Origin of the sequence: Trichlorobacter sp. (assembly GCF_030247655.1) — a bacterium.
Classification (GTDB): Bacteria; Desulfobacterota; Desulfuromonadia; order Geobacterales; family Pseudopelobacteraceae; genus Trichlorobacter.
Genome location: NZ_JAOTRZ010000051.1, coordinates 1 through 16,946, shown reverse-complemented (window position 1 = coordinate 16,946; position 16,946 = coordinate 1). Strand labels below are relative to the sequence as shown.

Sequence of the window (16,946 nt, the reverse complement as noted above, 5' to 3'; positions counted from 1 at the left end):
ACAGCCACTACCTCCAGCAACTTGACCCCCACGCTGACACGGGCCTTGCTGTAGCGGTCAGACAGGCCACCGGCGGGCGCGGAGAAAAGCAGGAACGGCAGCACAAAGGCCACCCCGGCTGAGGCGGTGATAATCCCCGCCTTCTCTGGTCCCTGTAGATGGATCAGGAAAAAGACAATCAGCAGCTTCAGGATGTTGTCGTTCATGGCCCCCAAAAACTGGGTGGCGTTCAGAGCGGTCAGGCCGGTGGATTGTTTGGGCATGGTTGGTCCTTTGCGTAAAATCAACGAATCCTTATACCAGAACTTTGGGGAATTGCGAATCTGTGACTAGCCACGCAGCTGCGGTCCCTGAGATAAGCCTCGCAATGCACCGGCGGTTAATCTCTTTGCGGTGTGTCTGTTGTGCTGCTTTTTGATGGTCTCAGACAGGGTGATGAAAACCATCAGGATGGTGAGCGGGACCGTTGCTACCAGTACTCGTATGGTCAGTGAATCCATGGCGTTCTCCTCTGGTGTTCTTGCTGTTCTGGTTAGCAGGGAGGATGCCAAGTTTTATTTGATCTGTAACATGCTTGATTTACGACATGTTGTTTTGCTTGTGGTGAGCTGGGTGGATGGTTTTTGGTGTAGTCTGTGTGCTCATTATGCTGTTGCATAGTACAATTTATGTATGTGCTGGTGCGCTTGCCAATCTGCCAAAGTAGCGTTATTCTGATCATCATGGAAACCAAGGGTCCGGCAGCATTCAAATACAAGGTGGAGGGCAGCAGTAACGCGACACTGGTGGTGGTGCTGATTGTTGCGCTGTTTGGCTCTATTGTCTGTGCCGCCAATTTCGGCGCCTGGCTGCTTTTGGGGCTGCTGCTGCCGGTGGGGATTGTCATCTACCTGGTCAGGAAAGGGATGCGCAAGAGTCTGCTGATCGCCTCGCGCTACCTGATTGTGGGAGAGCAGATCATCTACTACGGCACCGTGGCCAAGGCCCAGCTGGATCGGCAGCGCCAGGTGCTGACCCTAATCTCGGAAAAGGGCAAACGGCTGACAATTGAGGCGGAGAAGTTTCCAACCAACGCCCGCAAGGATTTCAAGATCAAGGCCAACAAAACCGCCAAGTTTGACAAGGTCTGCGAAAAAGTTCTGACGAAGCTTTCGGGAGTAACCCCTGAGATTATCGGCTGAGCATAGCCGTCCCCCACGGCAGTTCAAACGGCATATTCACCTGTTGTATGTGCCCACCCTCTCGTGCAATCTTTCCTGTCGCTACTGCTATCTGGGCAGTCAGACCGATCCCACGACCCTGAAGCTGGACGCAGGCAGGGCAGTTGCCACGTTGCAGCAGGCACTGCAGCGGTTTCTGGATGCTGACGTGCTGCCGTTTAACGTCTCACTGCATGGCGGTGAGGTGACGACCCTGCCGCCTGCGGTGCTGGAGCAGTTATTTAGCACCATCAACCGCCATTATCTGGATCATTTTGATCAACTGAACGCCATGGGGTATCGCAAATCAGCCCCCCATCTTAAGACCAATCTGTTTAACTTTCACCAGCTGTGTGACCTGTTTGATCAGTATCAGGTGTCCATCAGCGCCAGTATTGACCTGCCCTTGTCCCTGCATGCCAGGTACCGGGTTGACCGTCGTGGTCGTTCATGGCTCAAGCGTACGGTTGAAAATCTGCGCCTGCTTGGGCGCTATCCTCACAGCAAGAAGATCTCAGCCACGCTCTACCATGAACATCTGCAGGACATCCCGGCTCTGATTGACGATATCTGGAAGATCCATCGTGATATTGGCTTTGACATGAACAACTTCAATATCATGTTCGGGTTTGGATCTGAATTGAACTGCCAGAAGTTTGGGGGACAGCCTGAATTGGGGCTGCAGCAGGCCAGTGAGGCGGAGCAGCTTGCCCTGTATCATGCGCTGCAGGATGCTTTTATGGGTACTGAACTAGAAGAGGGGTTGCGGCGCAACTGGTTTGATGAGTTTAAGCCCAGTTACTGCACCAATGCCTTTAACTGCGGAGAGCGATTCTACCTGCTGCAGGGGGATGGTGGGGTCTGGTCCTGCGTGAGGGGGCAGGGGGTGGAACCGTTGTATTATGGCAATATCTTGAGTGACGGGGTAGAGGCGGTGCTGACTGAAGGTGGTCGTCGGGTTCGTCTGCTGCACCAGCAGCAGGGGCTTGATCCGGGCTGTCAGACCTGCGAGTACCTGCAGATCTGCCACACCGGCTGTCCGGCAGTCAAGCTGCAGAATGGTTTCGGCAAGTCCTATACCTGTCAGTTGCAGCAGGCGATCTACCGGGATAATCCAGCCTCATATCCGCCGCTGTCCGGTGGCGATCAGGCTGCTGCGGCACGGGAATATCTGCTGGGGATGCATCCGGCCCTGTTGCAGGATGAGCTGGCGCAGGAACAGCCAAAGAGTCCGGTGGTGCTGATTCCGGCAGAGCTGTATGACCAGAAGAACAGCCTGCAAGCCTTGATTGCGGCTGATCCGTTGCTGCAGCACCTGTACAGGCCGGATGCCTTTCTGCTGGAACTGAATGGCGAGTTGATCCCGCTGCAGTCCCAGATTCTGACATCACAGCGCAGTCTTTACAGCATCGGCAAGGATGATCATCTGGTGCTGCATATCCGGCGTTCTCTGTTTGAGGCCAACTGCAGTGAGCTGATCCGCAATACCCTGTATATCCAGCTGTTGAGGGACACCACCGTGGTCTATGGTGATGAACAGCGCAGCAAGCAGGAACATCTGATCACCCACCAAATCTTCCATAACCTGCTGCAGCCTGATCTGCTGCTGGGGGAAGAATGGCTGACTGCAGACCTTGCCGGATTGCTGCAGCTAAACAGCCGGTATTTTGTCAAAAACGTACTCAATAATTTGTTCGTGACCACCGGCCAGCTGCGGGAGTATCATTATCAGAAGCAGAAGAACAACGCTTTCTACCATATCCAGGCCATCAATCTACCATTTCAGAACTTTGAATTTTACTGGGATTAAGGAGCTGTAAACAAATGACATGATCATCTTGCATCTCATCTTCTGGCCATATTTTCCTGAGCTTCAATCACCAAATCCTCAACGTAGCGTACTACGTCTGCGGTTTGGCTCAATCAGTTCAGCCAAATCTGACCTGAATCTGAGCGCAATTTTGACCATGCCATTCATTTACAGCCCCTAGCTATAGAGGGACAGAATATGTCATCAAATAACCTTGAAAAAATTGCGTCAAATGTTGAGCGGTTTATGAATCTGGTGGGAATGTCGGATGATACAAAACGGGTTCAGATGGAAGAGGAACTGGTGGGGCGGATGGCAGGCAGTGCGGATAAGAAACCATCACTGGTCTATGCTCAGGATCATCTCTATCTCTACAATGGCAAAACCCTGGTCAAGGATTATCCCGGCCTTGGAGCAAACAGTGACCGGGTTCTGCAGTGTGATGCCAAGAAGATCTCAATCCTGGATCGGCAGGCCTTTCTGAACAACAAGACGGTCATGATTACCGGTGCAGTGGCAGCTACGGCCCTGGCAGGCGCTGCCCTGGCCGATGCTGATCAGCGCAAACGTCAGAGCAGCAGCAAGATATCCTATAGCAACAACAATAACAATAATAACAACAATAATAATAATAACGGATAACCTTTGGTGCCAGATCAGATAAACCGTCTCCGCTGAGATTTGCTATTCTACGGCTTTTGCCGTCTTTCGCTGCCTTCTGTTTTCCCGCCAGCGCTTGATCCGCTTCCAGATAAAGATCGAAACAGGCAGCAGGATCGTTACCCACGGCAATACGACCCCTACAAAGATGATCATGGCCCGTAAAGAGCTTGAGAAGCCTTCCAGTGCTTCGCCCAAAGAACCGTGCAGCGGGTGCCATAAACGCTGGAAGGTAGGCAACGCCCCGGCGCGGTCGGTCAGGGTGATCTTGATGAGGGTCATTTCAAGTTGCAGATCCCAGGTCCGTTTTCTGGCCTCAAACGCCTCTATCTCGCCACGGACCCTGGTTAATTCCTTTTCTACCAGTAGTACATCTGAAAGCTTTCCGGCCTGTTTCATCATATCCTGCAGCCGTTTTTCTGAGGCGCGGGCATTTTTCATCCGGGCCTCAAGATCCACATAGCCTTCCGTGATATCTTCTGCATTGGCCTGTTCCGCTGCCACCTTGCCGGTCTTGCGTAGTTGTTCCATGATGGTGCCCACCTTGCCGGTGGGAACCCGGATGCTTATTTCTCCACGTACAGCGCCGTCCGATTCCTTGTGGCTTTGTGAACTGACAATAAACCCGCCGTTTTTTTCTGCCAGTGTGGAAATCTGGCGGATGATAGCCACGGTCTCCTTGACCTCAAGGGTGAGGTCGTAGGTCATGATTACCTTGCGTTGTGTCTGCTTGTCAGTGGTCTGCCCTGCCGGTTCTGCAACGGCATCAGCAGGCGCTTCTGCGACAGGAGCTGCCGGAGCTGCGGCTGGCATTGCCTGTGATCTTGATTTTTCTAAAAGCCGGTTCGATTCCTTTTTCTGGCAACCGGAGAGCATAAGAAGAACAACTGAAGACAGGATCATGAGGCGATAAAGCTGGATACGCATGGATAGATCTCCGACAGATTGTGAGGGGGGTGTGTACTATTTTAATTATATGCAGCCTACCACAGGACGGGTTGGAGTCAACCTGTGGCAGGGAGCGTGATCAGATCAGGTTGTGCAGGAGGGCAAGCAGATCAGTTTCGTGGATGTCGCAATTTTCCTGAATTAACATCCTCATGGTTGCAGGCAGCGGCGCGCAGATTGTCAGCATCTGCTCATTAACTGGATGACGCAGGACGGTACGGAAGGAGTGCAGGGCGATGCCTGCCAGGGTGGACAGCGGCTGGGCATCATAGCGTTTGTCGCCCACCACCGGATGACCGATTGATGAGAGGTGGCGGCGAATCTGGTGGGTGCGTCCGGTGACCGGTTCAACCAACAGAAAGCTGTGGTTTTCACCAGTACTTAGGCAGCGGTAACGACTGATGGATTCCTTACCATCCAGTGGCTGGTTGATCTCGCCTTCCCCTTCTAAAATCCCTTCCACCACGGTCAGATAGATCTTGTCCAGACCTTCTTCCTTGACCTGCCTGCCCAGCATCCCTGCGTTAGACGAACTGGTGGCCAGCAGTACCACGCCAGAGGTGCCCCGATCCAGCCGATTAACCGGGTAGGCCCGTACCGGATAATTGCTTTTCTTTTCCATCCAGGCCGAGGCGATATCAGCCAGATTTATATCCACCTCGGCAGCCGCATGCATGGCCAGTCCGGCCGTTTTGTTGATTGCCAGTAGTCGATCATCCTGCCAAAGCAGATCAATGGGAGGTAGCGGTTTGTTTAGCTGCTCCATGACTTGACTGCTTTCCTTCAGACTGATGCTGTCACCAGCAGAAAGCAGGGCATCCGGTGCAGATTTTGTACCATTCAGGGAGCAGGCACCGGACTTGATCAGCTTGCGGCAGTAGGCAGGCAAAGCCGTTGGGAGAAGTCGTTGTAGCCAGCTTTCAAGCCGGCGGCAGTGGTCATCAGCAGTAATAGTGTAGGTGAGCATGGGTTAGTACCTTGGTGGTGTTTTGCAAGAGTGTTTTGGGAATAACTGTTCTGGGAAGCTGTTTGCGGTATCATAACGGATGTTTGCCTGAATACCTACGGAAAGCTGCTATATTGGGTGGTAGGTTAACTGCTTTACAGTTAAAAATTTAATGAGTATAAAAGCAAATGCAGTAAAGAATGGGTAACCACAACCACCGTAGAGGGATACACCCATGAAAAAGAAAACGTCTGTTGCCTGCCTGTCTTTTGTGTTTTGTCTGGGGAGTGGTATTGCTGCTTACGGTGCTGATGGCCCCTCTACCCAGCCAGATACTGTTGTGGCCCTTAATAATCAGTCAGAGAGCAAAGATCTGCTCATGTTTATTGAGGAGCAAGATCTGGTTACCGCCACCAAGCGTCCTACCTCATTACGTAAAGCCCCTGCTATCGCTACAATCATAACCGCCGACGAAATTAGGAATATGGGTGCTCGCAATCTGCTGGATCTGTTGAAGATGGTGCCGGGCTTCGGTGTTGCCATCACAGAGTTTGGCGGGAATATGGTCGAGGTGCGCGGTATCAGATCCTCGCTCAGTGAGAAGATTCTGGTCATGATCGACGGCCATTCTCTGAATAAAAATTTTACCGGAAGCGCCCTGTACCGTGTGGCAGGTATGCTCCCGATGGAAAACATCAAGCAGGTTGAGGTGGTACGTGGGCCTGGCTCCGCTCTCTACGGTACCAGTGCCTTTGTGGCAACGATCAATATTATCACTCGTACTGCCGAGGAGATTGATGGTCTTGAGGCCAAGGCAGGCGGTGGGAACTTTGATAGCCTCAAGGGTAACCTGCTTGGCGGTAAGGCAATTGGTGATCATTTTACGGTCGTGGGTAGCCTGGATCATTACCAATCGCAAGGTGCAAAGCTGGCGGTTGCTGCTGATACGTTGAGCGGAACACCATTTTCGAAGGCACCTGGTACATCTGACCTTTATTTAAAGCAGACGGAAGCCTTCCTGAAGGTTGGCTATGGTGATCTCTCCTTTCGAGGGCAGTACCTTACCAAGCAGGAAGGGATGTACATTGGCATTGTATCCGCCCTTACGGACGACTCAAGCAAGTCACAGGTTGATAATTATTGGGGGGAGCTGGCCTACAACCTAAAGCTGACAGAGGCTTTTTCAGCAAACCTGAAGCTGTATTATGATTCGTATGAGCAGGATCCCACCATGAAAATCTACCCGAACGGATTTGCGGGGCTCTTTCCGAACGGGATGGTCGGCAAACCGCTGGTAAAGAACCGAACCATTGGCGGAGAACTACAGGCTGATTGGGATCTTTTCGCAGGAAATCATCTGATTGCCGGGGTCTCCTTTGAAGAGATGCGTCAGTATGATGTTCAGCAACTGGCCAACTTTAATCCATTGACCGGTGCGCCGCTTGCTTCTGTTCAGGAAGTGGCCAACTGGAACAAGAATGCCACCCGCCAGGTGTTTGCTGCTTACCTCCAGGATGAATGGGAACTTCCGGCTCAAGTGAATCTGACTGCCGGTCTGCGGTATGACCATTATAGTGATTTTGGAGATACTTTAAATCCTCGGCTAGGACTAGTCTGGAGCTTTCTTGAGAATGCCGATTTGAAGCTGCTTTATGGTCAGGCCTTCCGCGCCCCCAGCTTTCAGGAACTGTACAATATTAACAATGCAACGGTAATCGGCAACCCAGACCTTAAGCCAGAACGGATTCAGACCTATGAGGCTGGCGTGGCCTGGCGTCTGAACCGCTATTTTGCTGTAAATCTGAACTATTTTTACAGTACTATTAATGACCAGATCGGTTGGGTCCCTTCAACCACCCCAGGTCAGCCGGCGGTCAATGCCAATCTTGGCAAGACCGAGACACAAGGGGTTGAATTTGGGTTTAATGGTGCAGTAGGGACGGACCTGTACTGGAAGCTGAACTATGCGTATCAGGACCCGCGTGATGTCAGCAAGAATAAACGACTGCCCTATGTACCGTCGCAGCGTGCTTCCGGCAGTATTAACTATGCGCTGACCAAATACCTGAACCTGCATACTGACCTGCTCTGGACCGGACCGCGTCCACGGGATACAGGTGACACCAGATCGCAAATGCCCTCTTATGCGACGGTGGATCTGGCTGCGACGCTTAAAAACTTCTATAAAACACTGGAAATACAGGCAACAATACGCAACCTCTTTGACCAGCGCTACAACGATCCTGATACCTCTGGAGGATCGGTAAACTTTACCAAGACGGCACCGAAGATTCCTGGCGATTACCCCCGTGAAGGGATTTCCTGGTTTCTGACCGCTTCGTACAAGTTTTAGCAAGGGAACGACTGTTTGAAGCTGCTTTTTTCATATCTTTCTGCCACTGTGAGCCAGTGCCGCTACCATGCAGCCGTACTGGTGTTTCTTTGCGTTCTGCAACTCTCCTGTGCTGCTGCTGAAGCAGCAAAAGTCCTGATTGTCGGCGATACCAGGTATGCCTTTGTGGCCGGTGTTGCTGCAGACATTCAACTGGCGGTGAGGTCACAGGTTAAGGAGTATGCGGTCGTGGATATCAGGGGACGGCTTGGTGCAATCGTTGAGCGGGAAGGTGCTGAAGTTGTCGTTGCACTGGGCGCTGATGCGGTACATGAGGCCTTGCGGTTGCCGCCGTCAGTTGCCGTTGTCTACGGGCTTGTTGTAGTTCCCCCCAAGTCAGGCCGGGTAAACGTTACCGGTGTCTATATGTCCCCACCGGTGAGTGAATATGTCTCGACGGTCCGGCGCTATCTTCCCTCGCTCTCCAGGATGTCGGTTGTGGGAAGCCAGGGCATGTTACGGAGCCTGCTTGGCGGCGATTATGCCCAGGTATCGGCTTATGGGGTGAGTAGCTCATCCGAACTTGTTGCTACTGTCAACCAGCTTACTGGCACCAAGTCACTGCTCCTGTTACCTGACTCTAATCTGCTGACCGCCCCGGTCATGTCAAGCGTGTACCTGTTTTCCTTCAGAAATAATATCCCTGTGTTTGGTATTTCAGAAGCTAATGTAAGGCAGGGTTCGCTGTTTGCCCTGGTCTTTGATCCAAAGGCTGTCAGTCGTCAGATCGGTGAAAAGGTGCAAATTATCTTGAACGGTGGCGATGCCGGAGAACTGCCTGCTTCCTCACCGAGACGGTATAACCTGTATATAAACAGCAATACCGCACAGAAAATGGGCGTTGAAATACCCGATGAGATGTTGAGGAAGGCAAAGAGGGTTTATCAGTGAGATCATCCAGGCTATGACAAATGCGGATATGAATAACACTGCCTTGGTGCCGGAAGAACAGAAACAAGGACTGTCCAGGCGATTGGCTGCGTTGGTGCCGCTGACCTTCAGACGGCGTGCGATGCTGTTCCTGTTTCCCATGATTGTTATTATTTCCATGGTCTATACCTTTGAGTCGATTTCAACCGAGAGAAAGATCTTCAAGAGCGAAATCATCAAAAAAGGGGAGGCAATTGCTGCCATAGCTGCAAAGAATGCCGAGCTGTCACTACTCTCTGAAAATTTTGAACAGCTGAAAACTTCTGCCCAACCGTTGATGGCAATCAAGGATGTTGCCTTTGTTTCATTTCTTAATCAGCGTTCTGAAATATTGCTTCATGAAGGAAAACAATACCCGCTGACAGGACCTCTGACGCTAGGGGCTGATCGTCTGATCAGCTTTTATGAACACGATGATGTCTTTGAGTTTATTGTGCCGGTGGTGACCGTTAAGGCTACAGAGGGTTTTTTCCTGTTGGAGGGAAGCGGTTCGGATTCCACGGTAAAGGAACAGATCGGTTGGGTCAGGATCGGCCTGTCAAAAGAGGTTATGAGCCGGTCCGAGCGCCGTATTATCATTCGGGGTAGTCTGCTGGCGGTTGCTTTTTCTCTTGTTGGTACTCTGTTGCTGTACCTGTTTGTATCCTTGGCCACCAGACCGTTGTATGCACTTATCGATGCGGTTAAGGAGGTTCAGGAGGGTGAGCATCCCGAAGTTCCCGTCTTGTCCCCTCAAAGTGAGATAGGCCGTCTAACCGCAGAATTCAACCGGATGAGTCGTGCCATTAAGGAACGTGAAAATGAGCTGATAAACCATCGCGATCATCTTGAGGAGCTGGTTTCAGAGCGTACAGCGGAGTTGACCATAGCAAAGGAACAGGCTGAGTCAGCCAATCGGGCTAAAAGTGATTTCCTCTCCAGCATGAGCCATGAACTGCGCACGCCATTGAACGCCATTCTTGGCTATGCCCAGATACTCCGCCTGCACAACAATCTTTCGGATGTGCAGCGACAACAGATTGATATTATGAGGAACAGTGGTGAACATCTGCTGACATTGATCAATGACATTCTTGATGTCGGCAAAATTGAAGCCAATAAGATGGATGTTGAGGACGTCGTGTTTGATCTGCCGGCCTTGATCGCCCAGGTCTTTAATCTTACCAAGCTGCAGGCGGAAGAGAAGGAGTTGCAGTTTTACTATGAGCCGGAAACGTCGTTGCCAGCGTATGTACATGGGGATGAACGTAAACTTCGCCAGATTTTACTGAACCTGCTTTCAAATGCGGTCAAATATACCCGTCGGGGCAGTGTTACCATGCGGGTGAGCTATGGACGTGCTGGAGACGGACTGTTTCGCTGTGAGGTGGCGGATACCGGTATCGGTATTCCTGCGGATAAACTGGGAGTCATCTTTGATCCATTTATCCAGCTTACCAATGATCGGCAGGCCCGTGAGGGGACCGGTCTCGGGCTTAATATCACAAAATGTCTGCTGACGCTTATCCAGGGTACCATGGGGGTTGAAAGCGAACCTGGCAAGGGTAGTACCTTCTGGCTGGAGGTGCCGTTATCTTCATTGATGGCCGATGAGGTCAGCTCTGCAAAGACTGAATCCCATGTTGTTGGCTATCGTGGTGGGCGCAAGAGTGTATTGGTGGCTGATGATACGGTGGGCAATACGGCGCTGCTTGTTTCATTATTGGAACCATTGGGATTTGAGTTGTTTACGGCTCAAAACGGTCAGGAAGCGCTGCAGCTGGTGGCTGAGCAGCGACCTGATCTGGTAATACTTGATCTGGTGATGCCTGAAATGGATGGCTTGGAATTTACTACCCGTTTGCGACAAAACAATGACTTTGCAGCAACAAAAATTATTGGCGCGTCTGCTACCGTGACTGATGGTGCATGTAAGGATGCTTTTATCGCAGCGTGTGATGATTTTGTGACTAAGCCGGTCCGCATTGATCTCTTGCTTGAAAAAATTTCCGGTCTGCTTGGAATTGAGTGGAAAACAACGGTGTCTGCAACCGCACCAGACAATAGTGAACCCAAATCCTGGAAGGATGATGATTCGTTTGACGTGCCACCTCCCGCAGAATTGGAGGCGTTGTATGCATTAGCCATGATGGGCGATATGCTGGCGATTGAAGCGTGGGCAACGGCACTGGAGGCACAGAACAGTAGCTACCGTTGCTTTGCTGACAGATTACGTGAGCTGGCAAAGCTGTTTAAGGCAAAAGCGATTCTAGCACTGGTGGAACAATACCGAGGAGCAGCGAAATGATTTCTGATGGGCAGCAGGTAGCCTCTTCCAACGAACAGCGATCGGTTATTCTTGTGGTTGATGATGATGCCAATAATCTTGCTGTTGTGCGTGATTGCCTGGTGGCGTGTAAGTATACCATCCTTGTTGCAGAGGATGGTGAGAGCGCTATCAAACGTGCTGAATATGCCCGACCGGATCTGATTCTGCTTGATGTCATGATGCCGGGGATTGATGGCTATGAAACCTGCCGTAGGCTGAAGAGCGTAAAGAGTACCCATGATATCCCTGTTTTGTTTATGACAGCCCTGGCTGAAACGGGAAACAAGGTAAAAGGGTTAGAGGCCGGAGCTGTTGACTATATTACCAAGCCTTTTCAGCGGGAGGAGTTGCTGGCCCGCATTGCCGTCCATCTGCATAACAGGGTGCTTACAAAAAGGCTTCAGGAAGCAAAGGAGTTACTGGAAACCAGGGTGGAGGAGCGGACCGCTGAGTTAGCCCGTGCGAACAACGAGCTTCAGGAAAAAGCGTTTCTGCTGGAAGAAGAGATTGCTGAACGGGTGCTGGCAGAGCAGGAGTTGCATGTCAAGCAGACTCAGCTTGAGGCCTTGAATCGGACCCTTGAAACGCGTGTGCAGGAAGAGGTGCAGAGAAATCGCGAAAAGGATGCCATGATGATTCAGCAGGGTCGTCTGGCTGCCATGGGTGAGATGATCTCAAATATTGCCCACCAGTGGCGCCAGCCTCTTAACGAGTTGGGTATCATGGTTCAGATGTTGCGTGTTGATTATGATGATTCTCTGCTGGATGATACGAGGCTTGATGAGTTTTCCCATGGCTGTATGGAAATCATTCAGCATATGTCGCAAACAATCAATACCTTTCGGGACTTTTTTAAAAAAGGACAATCTTCTGATCGATTTGATGTCTCATCTGTCATTCGTAAAACCGTAGATCTGGTGCAAGCCTCATTTCAAGCTGCTGGAATTACATTAAACCTGAAGCTGGAGCACAACGGCCTGATACAGGGGAATGCCAATGAATTTTCCCAGATCATACTTAATCTGTTTAATAATGCCCGCGACGTGCTGGTGGAGCGTGCTATTGCTGCTCCTGAAATATCGGTCTCCATGCAGTTGGTGGACGGGCAGATTATAGTGATTGTTGAAGATAATGCCGGTGGTATTCCCGATGCCATCAGCGGAAAAATATTTGATCCCTACTTTACTACCAAACATAAATCTCAGGGGGTTGGTTTGGGGCTGTATATGTCGAAAATGATCATTGAAGGGAAAATGGGGGGTAGTATAGACGTGGGCAATACCTCTGACGGGGCATGTTTCCAGCTTGCCCTGCCTGCTGCCCCTGCTGTCTGAACAGGCTCTATGTGAGATAATGTACTAAGCCCGCAGTATGCTTTTTAAGAGAGGCGTGTTGCGGGCTTAGTACTTCTAGCGGCGGCTTGTGTATCAGATGATCTTGCTCAGCGGGTATTCAATAATCCCCTCAGCTCCCAGGCGCAATAGCTCCGGCACGATCCGGCGTACTTCTTTTTCCGGCAGGATGCTCTCAATGGAGACCCAGTCTGATTTGTAGAGGTGGGCAACCGTAGGTGCCTTCTGGCTGGGCAGGATACTGATGATTGACTCTACCTTGTCGGCAGGGGCATTCATCTTCAGACCCACCATGCCTTCAGCCCGCAGGGCTGAGTTGAGCAGGGTGGCGATCTGTTCGATCTTGGCCCGTTTCCAGGGCTCTTCCCAGGCGGTCTTGTTGGCCACCATGACCGGTACTGATTCCATCAGGTCGCAGACAATCCGCAGGTTGTTGGCCCGGATAGTAGAGCCGGTCTCCGTTACCTCAACAATGGCATCACAGAGACCATCAACCACCTTGGCTTCGGTGGCTCCCCAGGAAAATTCGACGTTAACCTGGATGTTACGCTCCTTGAAGTAGCGTTTGGTAAACTCCACCAGTTCAGTGGAGATGGTGGCACCCTGCAGATCTTCAGGCTTCTGAACCGGTGAATCCTGGGCAACCACCAGTACCCAGCGGACCGGGCGGCGGGATACCTTGGAGTAGACCATGTCACAGACTTCAACTACATCTGAATCGTTTTCACGAATCCAGTCGCGGCCAGCGATCCCCACATCAATGGTGCCGCGCTCAACGTACTTACCCATCTCTTGGGGCCGGATCAGGTGACACTTCATCTCACCATCGTCAACGGTGGGGAAGTAGCTGCGGGAGGAGATACCGATCTGCCAGCCTGCCTGCTTGAAAAGGTCAACGGTGGCTTCTTCAAGGCTGCCTTTGGGGACACCGAATCGTAGGACCGTATTCATTTTTTGTAGACCTCCGCAGGATCAAATAACGGGTTGGAATGCTCTACCCACTGGCCATCTTCCCATTTAACATAGAAACAGCTACGGTTGCCAGTGTGACAGGCTGCCGGGCCGTTCTGCTTGACCTTGATCACCACGGTATCGGCGTCGCAGTCAGTCAAAATCTCCATCACATCCTGGGTGTTGCCAGACTCTTCACCCTTCATCCAGTACTTATTGCGGGTACGGCTGAAGAACCAGGTTTTGCCATCACGAAGGGTCAGATCAAGGGTCTTCTTGTCCATAAAGGCCACCATCAGTACTTCGCCGTTCTCGTAATCCTGAATAACAGCCGGGATCAAACCGCCCATCTTGTCAAAATTAATCTCAATCATGCTGTGCCTCCTGAAAAGTGTTCGGGCAGTATAGGAGCGGTACCGGGAAAAAGCAAGACCACTGGCCATATAACCTATAAGAACCGTTTGTTTTGCGCTAGATTTGCGGTATAAAGAAAGCCACTCTGATGCCCACCGGCATTGCGTAAGGATATTATCATGGCAAAGAACCTTGGATTTGGATCACAGCTCATCAGAACTCTGCTTGTTAGCGGTATCCTCCTGTCCCTGGCCGGGCTGTTTGTAAGGCAGATTCCACCGGATGGGCTGCGTTTCTTCTTTGCCATTACTGCGCTACTGTTTTTGTTTGTCCTGCTGGTGCTGGCATCCCGGAAACTGCCAACCAGGGTAAAACGTCTGGCCGGTGTGATGGATCAGGCGGCTGAAGGGAACCTCTCTGTGCGAGGCGAGGATCTTTCTCCTGATGAAGTAGGGATGTTGAACAGTAATTTTAACGAGATGCTGGAACGTCTGGGCGGAGTTGTGGTCAGCATTCGCAGTGCGGTTGATGAACTGCGGACAATCGGTGCCAATGTCGGAAATGTTGCTGCACAGGGGCTGGCCCTGGCAGAAGGACAGAAAGATACGGCTGATCGAACCAAGGCAGCAGCCCGTCAGATCAGGCACTCGGTTGAGGAGGTGACCGCATCGGTGGAGGGTCTTTCTGGGACTGCAGGGACCAATGCAGCATCAATCCAGCAGATGGTTTCCAGCACTGTTCAGATTAACCAGCTGGTGGAGGAATTGCTCCGTTCCGTTGAGCTGGTCAGCGATTCGATTGTCAGGATGGCTGGTGGCCAGAATGAGATTAATGCTAATGTGCAGCACCTGATGGAAAATGCTACCCGGACCACGGTGCTGGTGGCTGATATGGAACGTTCGGTGCGCCAGATTGAGGAAAGCGCCCAGGCCACAGCCCGCATTTCGGTTGATGTTCTGAGGGATGCTGAATTAGGCAACACCTCGGTTGAGAGCACCATCAGCGGTATTCATCAGATTCGCAGTGCCTCCCATACGGTGCAGCAGGCGATTGGTAATCTCTCTGTGCATGCAGCCAGTATCGGCACCATTTTGCAGGTGATTGATGAGGTGACTGAGCAGACCAAACTGCTTGCCCTGAACGCTTCTATTATTGCGGCTCAGGCCGGGGAGCATGGTAAAGGATTTGGGGTGGTTGCTCACGAAATCAAGGAACTGGCCCGCCGGACCACCGCTTCAACCCGTGAGATTGCCGAGATCGTTAACGGCGTTAAAGAGGAGACCGATAAGGCGGTTATGGCGATTACCCTTTCAGAGCAGGCGGTGGTAGAGGGCGAGCAGCTTTCCCATCGCTCCGGCGAGGCGTTACACAAGATTGTTAAAGGGGTTAAGATCGCGACAGAACAGGTTAATGAGATCGCCTCAGCAACGGAGCAGCATGCCCAGCAGGGTGAAAAAATGCGGCTTGCCATGGAAGAGATGGGGGCCATGGTTGAGGAAATTGTGCGCTCATCAAGCCATCAGACACGGGATGCCGAGGTAATCAACCAGGCCTCTGCCAGTATGCGCCAGTTGGCCACCAATGTGCATATCAATGCCCGTTCCCATAATGATGCCGGGTCTGCCATTGCAGATTCAACCGAGACCATCGTCAGGATGATTGAAGAGATCGGGCGGGCCTGTATGGTTCAGTTGGAAGGTAGCGAGCAGATTGTCCACACTGCAGAGGAGATGGAAGAGGCGGCCACTGGCAACCTGAAGACAACCCGGGTAATGGAAGAGGCGGTCAGCGGGCTTTCGCGTCAGATCAAGGGGCTGGAACGGGAAATGGCAGGATTTAAGACGGTCGCACAATAATGGATTGACCGGCAGATACAGGACCTAAAGTTCTTGGTTAAGACATACGAAAAGATAAGTAACAGTTTCTTCTGGCAGTTGCAGTTTCAGTCTCGATGAGATTTTTGAAAGAAGGTGAGCAGGATGGCATTCGGTACAGTAGTAACACTGTTTAAATCTGGAAAGGTATCGCTTGAAACGGCTGTTGATATGCTGGTACATAGCCTCGGATACAGTGACCGCGCCATAGCGTATGCCCTTCTTAATGCGGCCCGGAGTTCTTGCTAGAAATACTTTGTTGTAACGACAAAAGCCCTGCTACCAAATTGGTTGCAGGGCTTTTGAATTTAATGGTGCTCAGGAATTCCAGTGAGATCTTCTCGGCACACTCTGTTTCTACCACCTTCTTTAGCCTGATACATCGCCTTGTCTGCACGGCTGAGCAAGGTATCCTGAAGATCACCAGCTCTGTACTGACTGACACCAATACTGGCCGTAATAAAAAATTCTTCGCTGTTGTGTACTACCGCAGTTTGTTCCAGATTACTACGCACCCTCTCGGCTACCTCAACAGCCCCTTGCAGATCTGTTTCCGGCATCACAAGCGCAAACTCTTCACCACCTATCCTGCCAAAAAAATCAGTGGTACGCAGCTCAGATGTGCCAAGAACCCTGCTAAGAGTCCGAAGCGCTTCGTCGCCCGCTGCATGACCTCGTGTATCATTTACCGCCTTAAAATGGTCCAGATCAAGCATAAGCACACTAAAAACAGACCCATACCGTTTGGCACGTTCAAACTCAAACGACAAGAGTTCCATAAAATAGCCCCGGTTATTTGTACCGGTGAGAGGGTCTACATGTGCCATCAACTCCAGTTTGCGCATAGAATCATCAAGCTGCAAAACCATGCTGTTAAACGCCTCTGAAAACTCACCCATGAAATCTACCCGTTGGCTGAAATCACCGGAGGCGATCATTTTTGTTTGCCATGTCAAATGCCGCAACGCAGCCTGCAGGGCCTTGATTGAACCAGGCACAACCCCTTTTTGTCTGGCCTGACACCCCAGATCCCCTGCTGAAAAAGCCAATAATGCGGTACGAATCTCATAGATCGTTGCGTACATCTGGGTATAGCCATTTACTCCGGCCAGACAGTCAGGAGGCTCAGGCTGCACCGAATTGGCGGTGAGAAGTTCACGGATGTTTTTTATCGCCAGTTCAAGTAGTTCAGAAGGGTCAGCCTGATTCATTGTGTATCTGC

15 protein-coding genes are annotated in these 16,946 nt (G+C 51.3%); 8 read left to right on the top strand and 7 right to left on the bottom strand.

Annotation, left to right across the window (positions count from 1 at the left end; translation table 11 throughout):
• Together OEL57_RS06700 and OEL57_RS06695 are read right to left on the bottom strand one after the other, a co-directional pair.
• A partial coding sequence (locus tag OEL57_RS06700) for a hypothetical protein (RefSeq protein ID WP_300738803.1) occupies positions 1–263 on the bottom strand: 263 nt, incomplete at its 3' end.
• A 66-nt stretch (positions 264–329) separates the two neighbouring features.
• Complete coding sequence (locus OEL57_RS06695; RefSeq protein WP_300738801.1) at positions 330–500, bottom strand: hypothetical protein; 171 nt, start codon at positions 498–500, stop codon at positions 330–332.
• Positions 501–686: 186 nt separating this feature from the next.
• Between OEL57_RS06695 and OEL57_RS06690 the strand changes: the two genes are divergently transcribed.
• From OEL57_RS06690 to OEL57_RS06680, 3 genes are all read left to right on the top strand, one after another.
• A complete protein-coding gene (locus OEL57_RS06690) occupies positions 687–1,181 on the top strand; it encodes a hypothetical protein (protein ID WP_300738799.1) in 495 nt (164 codons plus the stop codon).
• Between the two features lie 49 nt (positions 1,182–1,230).
• Positions 1,231–3,009: a radical SAM protein gene (locus OEL57_RS06685; protein ID WP_300738797.1), complete on the top strand. Its 1,779-nt coding sequence runs from the start codon at positions 1,231–1,233 to the stop codon at positions 3,007–3,009.
• A 198-nt stretch (positions 3,010–3,207) separates the two neighbouring features.
• Entirely contained in the window at positions 3,208–3,651 is a 444-nt protein-coding gene (locus tag OEL57_RS06680) for a hypothetical protein (RefSeq protein WP_300738795.1), read from the top strand.
• Positions 3,652–3,693: 42 nt separating this feature from the next.
• Here OEL57_RS06680 and OEL57_RS06675 read toward each other — a convergent pair whose 3' ends face one another.
• A complete protein-coding gene (locus tag OEL57_RS06675; protein ID WP_300738793.1) occupies positions 3,694–4,596 on the bottom strand; it encodes a DUF4349 domain-containing protein in 903 nt (300 codons plus the stop codon).
• Positions 4,597–4,696: 100 nt separating this feature from the next.
• The gene (locus tag OEL57_RS06670) at positions 4,697–5,584 is read right to left on the bottom strand and encodes an RluA family pseudouridine synthase (protein ID WP_300738791.1); all 888 of its coding nucleotides are present in this window, start codon (positions 5,582–5,584) and stop codon (positions 4,697–4,699) included.
• Between the two features lie 214 nt (positions 5,585–5,798).
• Here OEL57_RS06670 and OEL57_RS06665 point away from each other — a divergent pair, with 214 nt between their 5' ends.
• Genes OEL57_RS06665 through OEL57_RS06650 form a run of 4 tightly spaced genes read left to right on the top strand, consistent with a single transcriptional unit; the run spans position 5,799 to position 12,527 of the window.
• Complete coding sequence (locus OEL57_RS06665) at positions 5,799–7,916, top strand: TonB-dependent receptor plug domain-containing protein (RefSeq protein WP_300738789.1); 2,118 nt, start codon at positions 5,799–5,801, stop codon at positions 7,914–7,916.
• A 15-nt stretch (positions 7,917–7,931) separates the two neighbouring features.
• Positions 7,932–8,846: an ABC transporter substrate-binding protein gene (locus tag OEL57_RS06660; protein ID WP_300738787.1), complete on the top strand. Its 915-nt coding sequence runs from the start codon at positions 7,932–7,934 to the stop codon at positions 8,844–8,846.
• 28 nt (positions 8,847–8,874) lie between these two features.
• Entirely contained in the window at positions 8,875–11,172 is a 2,298-nt protein-coding gene (locus OEL57_RS06655) for an ATP-binding protein (RefSeq protein WP_300738785.1), read from the top strand.
• The gene (locus OEL57_RS06650; RefSeq protein WP_300738783.1) at positions 11,169–12,527 is read left to right on the top strand and encodes a hybrid sensor histidine kinase/response regulator; all 1,359 of its coding nucleotides are present in this window, start codon (positions 11,169–11,171) and stop codon (positions 12,525–12,527) included. The genes OEL57_RS06655 and OEL57_RS06650 overlap by 4 nt, the downstream gene beginning before the upstream one ends.
• A gap of 93 nt (positions 12,528–12,620) precedes the next feature.
• On the opposite strand, the gene hisG is transcribed toward OEL57_RS06650, so the two are convergent.
• Both hisG and hisI read right to left on the bottom strand, forming a co-directional pair.
• Positions 12,621–13,496, bottom strand: a complete 876-nt coding sequence (gene hisG / locus OEL57_RS06645; protein WP_300738781.1) for an ATP phosphoribosyltransferase — start codon at positions 13,494–13,496, stop codon at positions 12,621–12,623.
• Entirely contained in the window at positions 13,493–13,870 is a 378-nt protein-coding gene (gene hisI, locus OEL57_RS06640) for a phosphoribosyl-AMP cyclohydrolase (RefSeq protein ID WP_300738778.1), read from the bottom strand. Before hisI ends, hisG begins: the two co-directional genes overlap by 4 nt.
• A gap of 159 nt (positions 13,871–14,029) precedes the next feature.
• Between hisI and OEL57_RS06635 the strand changes: the two genes are divergently transcribed.
• On the top strand, positions 14,030–15,706 hold the full coding sequence (locus OEL57_RS06635; protein ID WP_300738776.1) for a methyl-accepting chemotaxis protein: 1,677 nt from the start codon (positions 14,030–14,032) through the stop codon (positions 15,704–15,706).
• A 326-nt stretch (positions 15,707–16,032) separates the two neighbouring features.
• Here the strand turns inward: OEL57_RS06635 and OEL57_RS06630 are convergent.
• Positions 16,033–16,946: sensor domain-containing diguanylate cyclase (locus OEL57_RS06630; RefSeq protein WP_300738775.1), on the bottom strand; the 914-nt coding region annotated here is incomplete at its 5' end.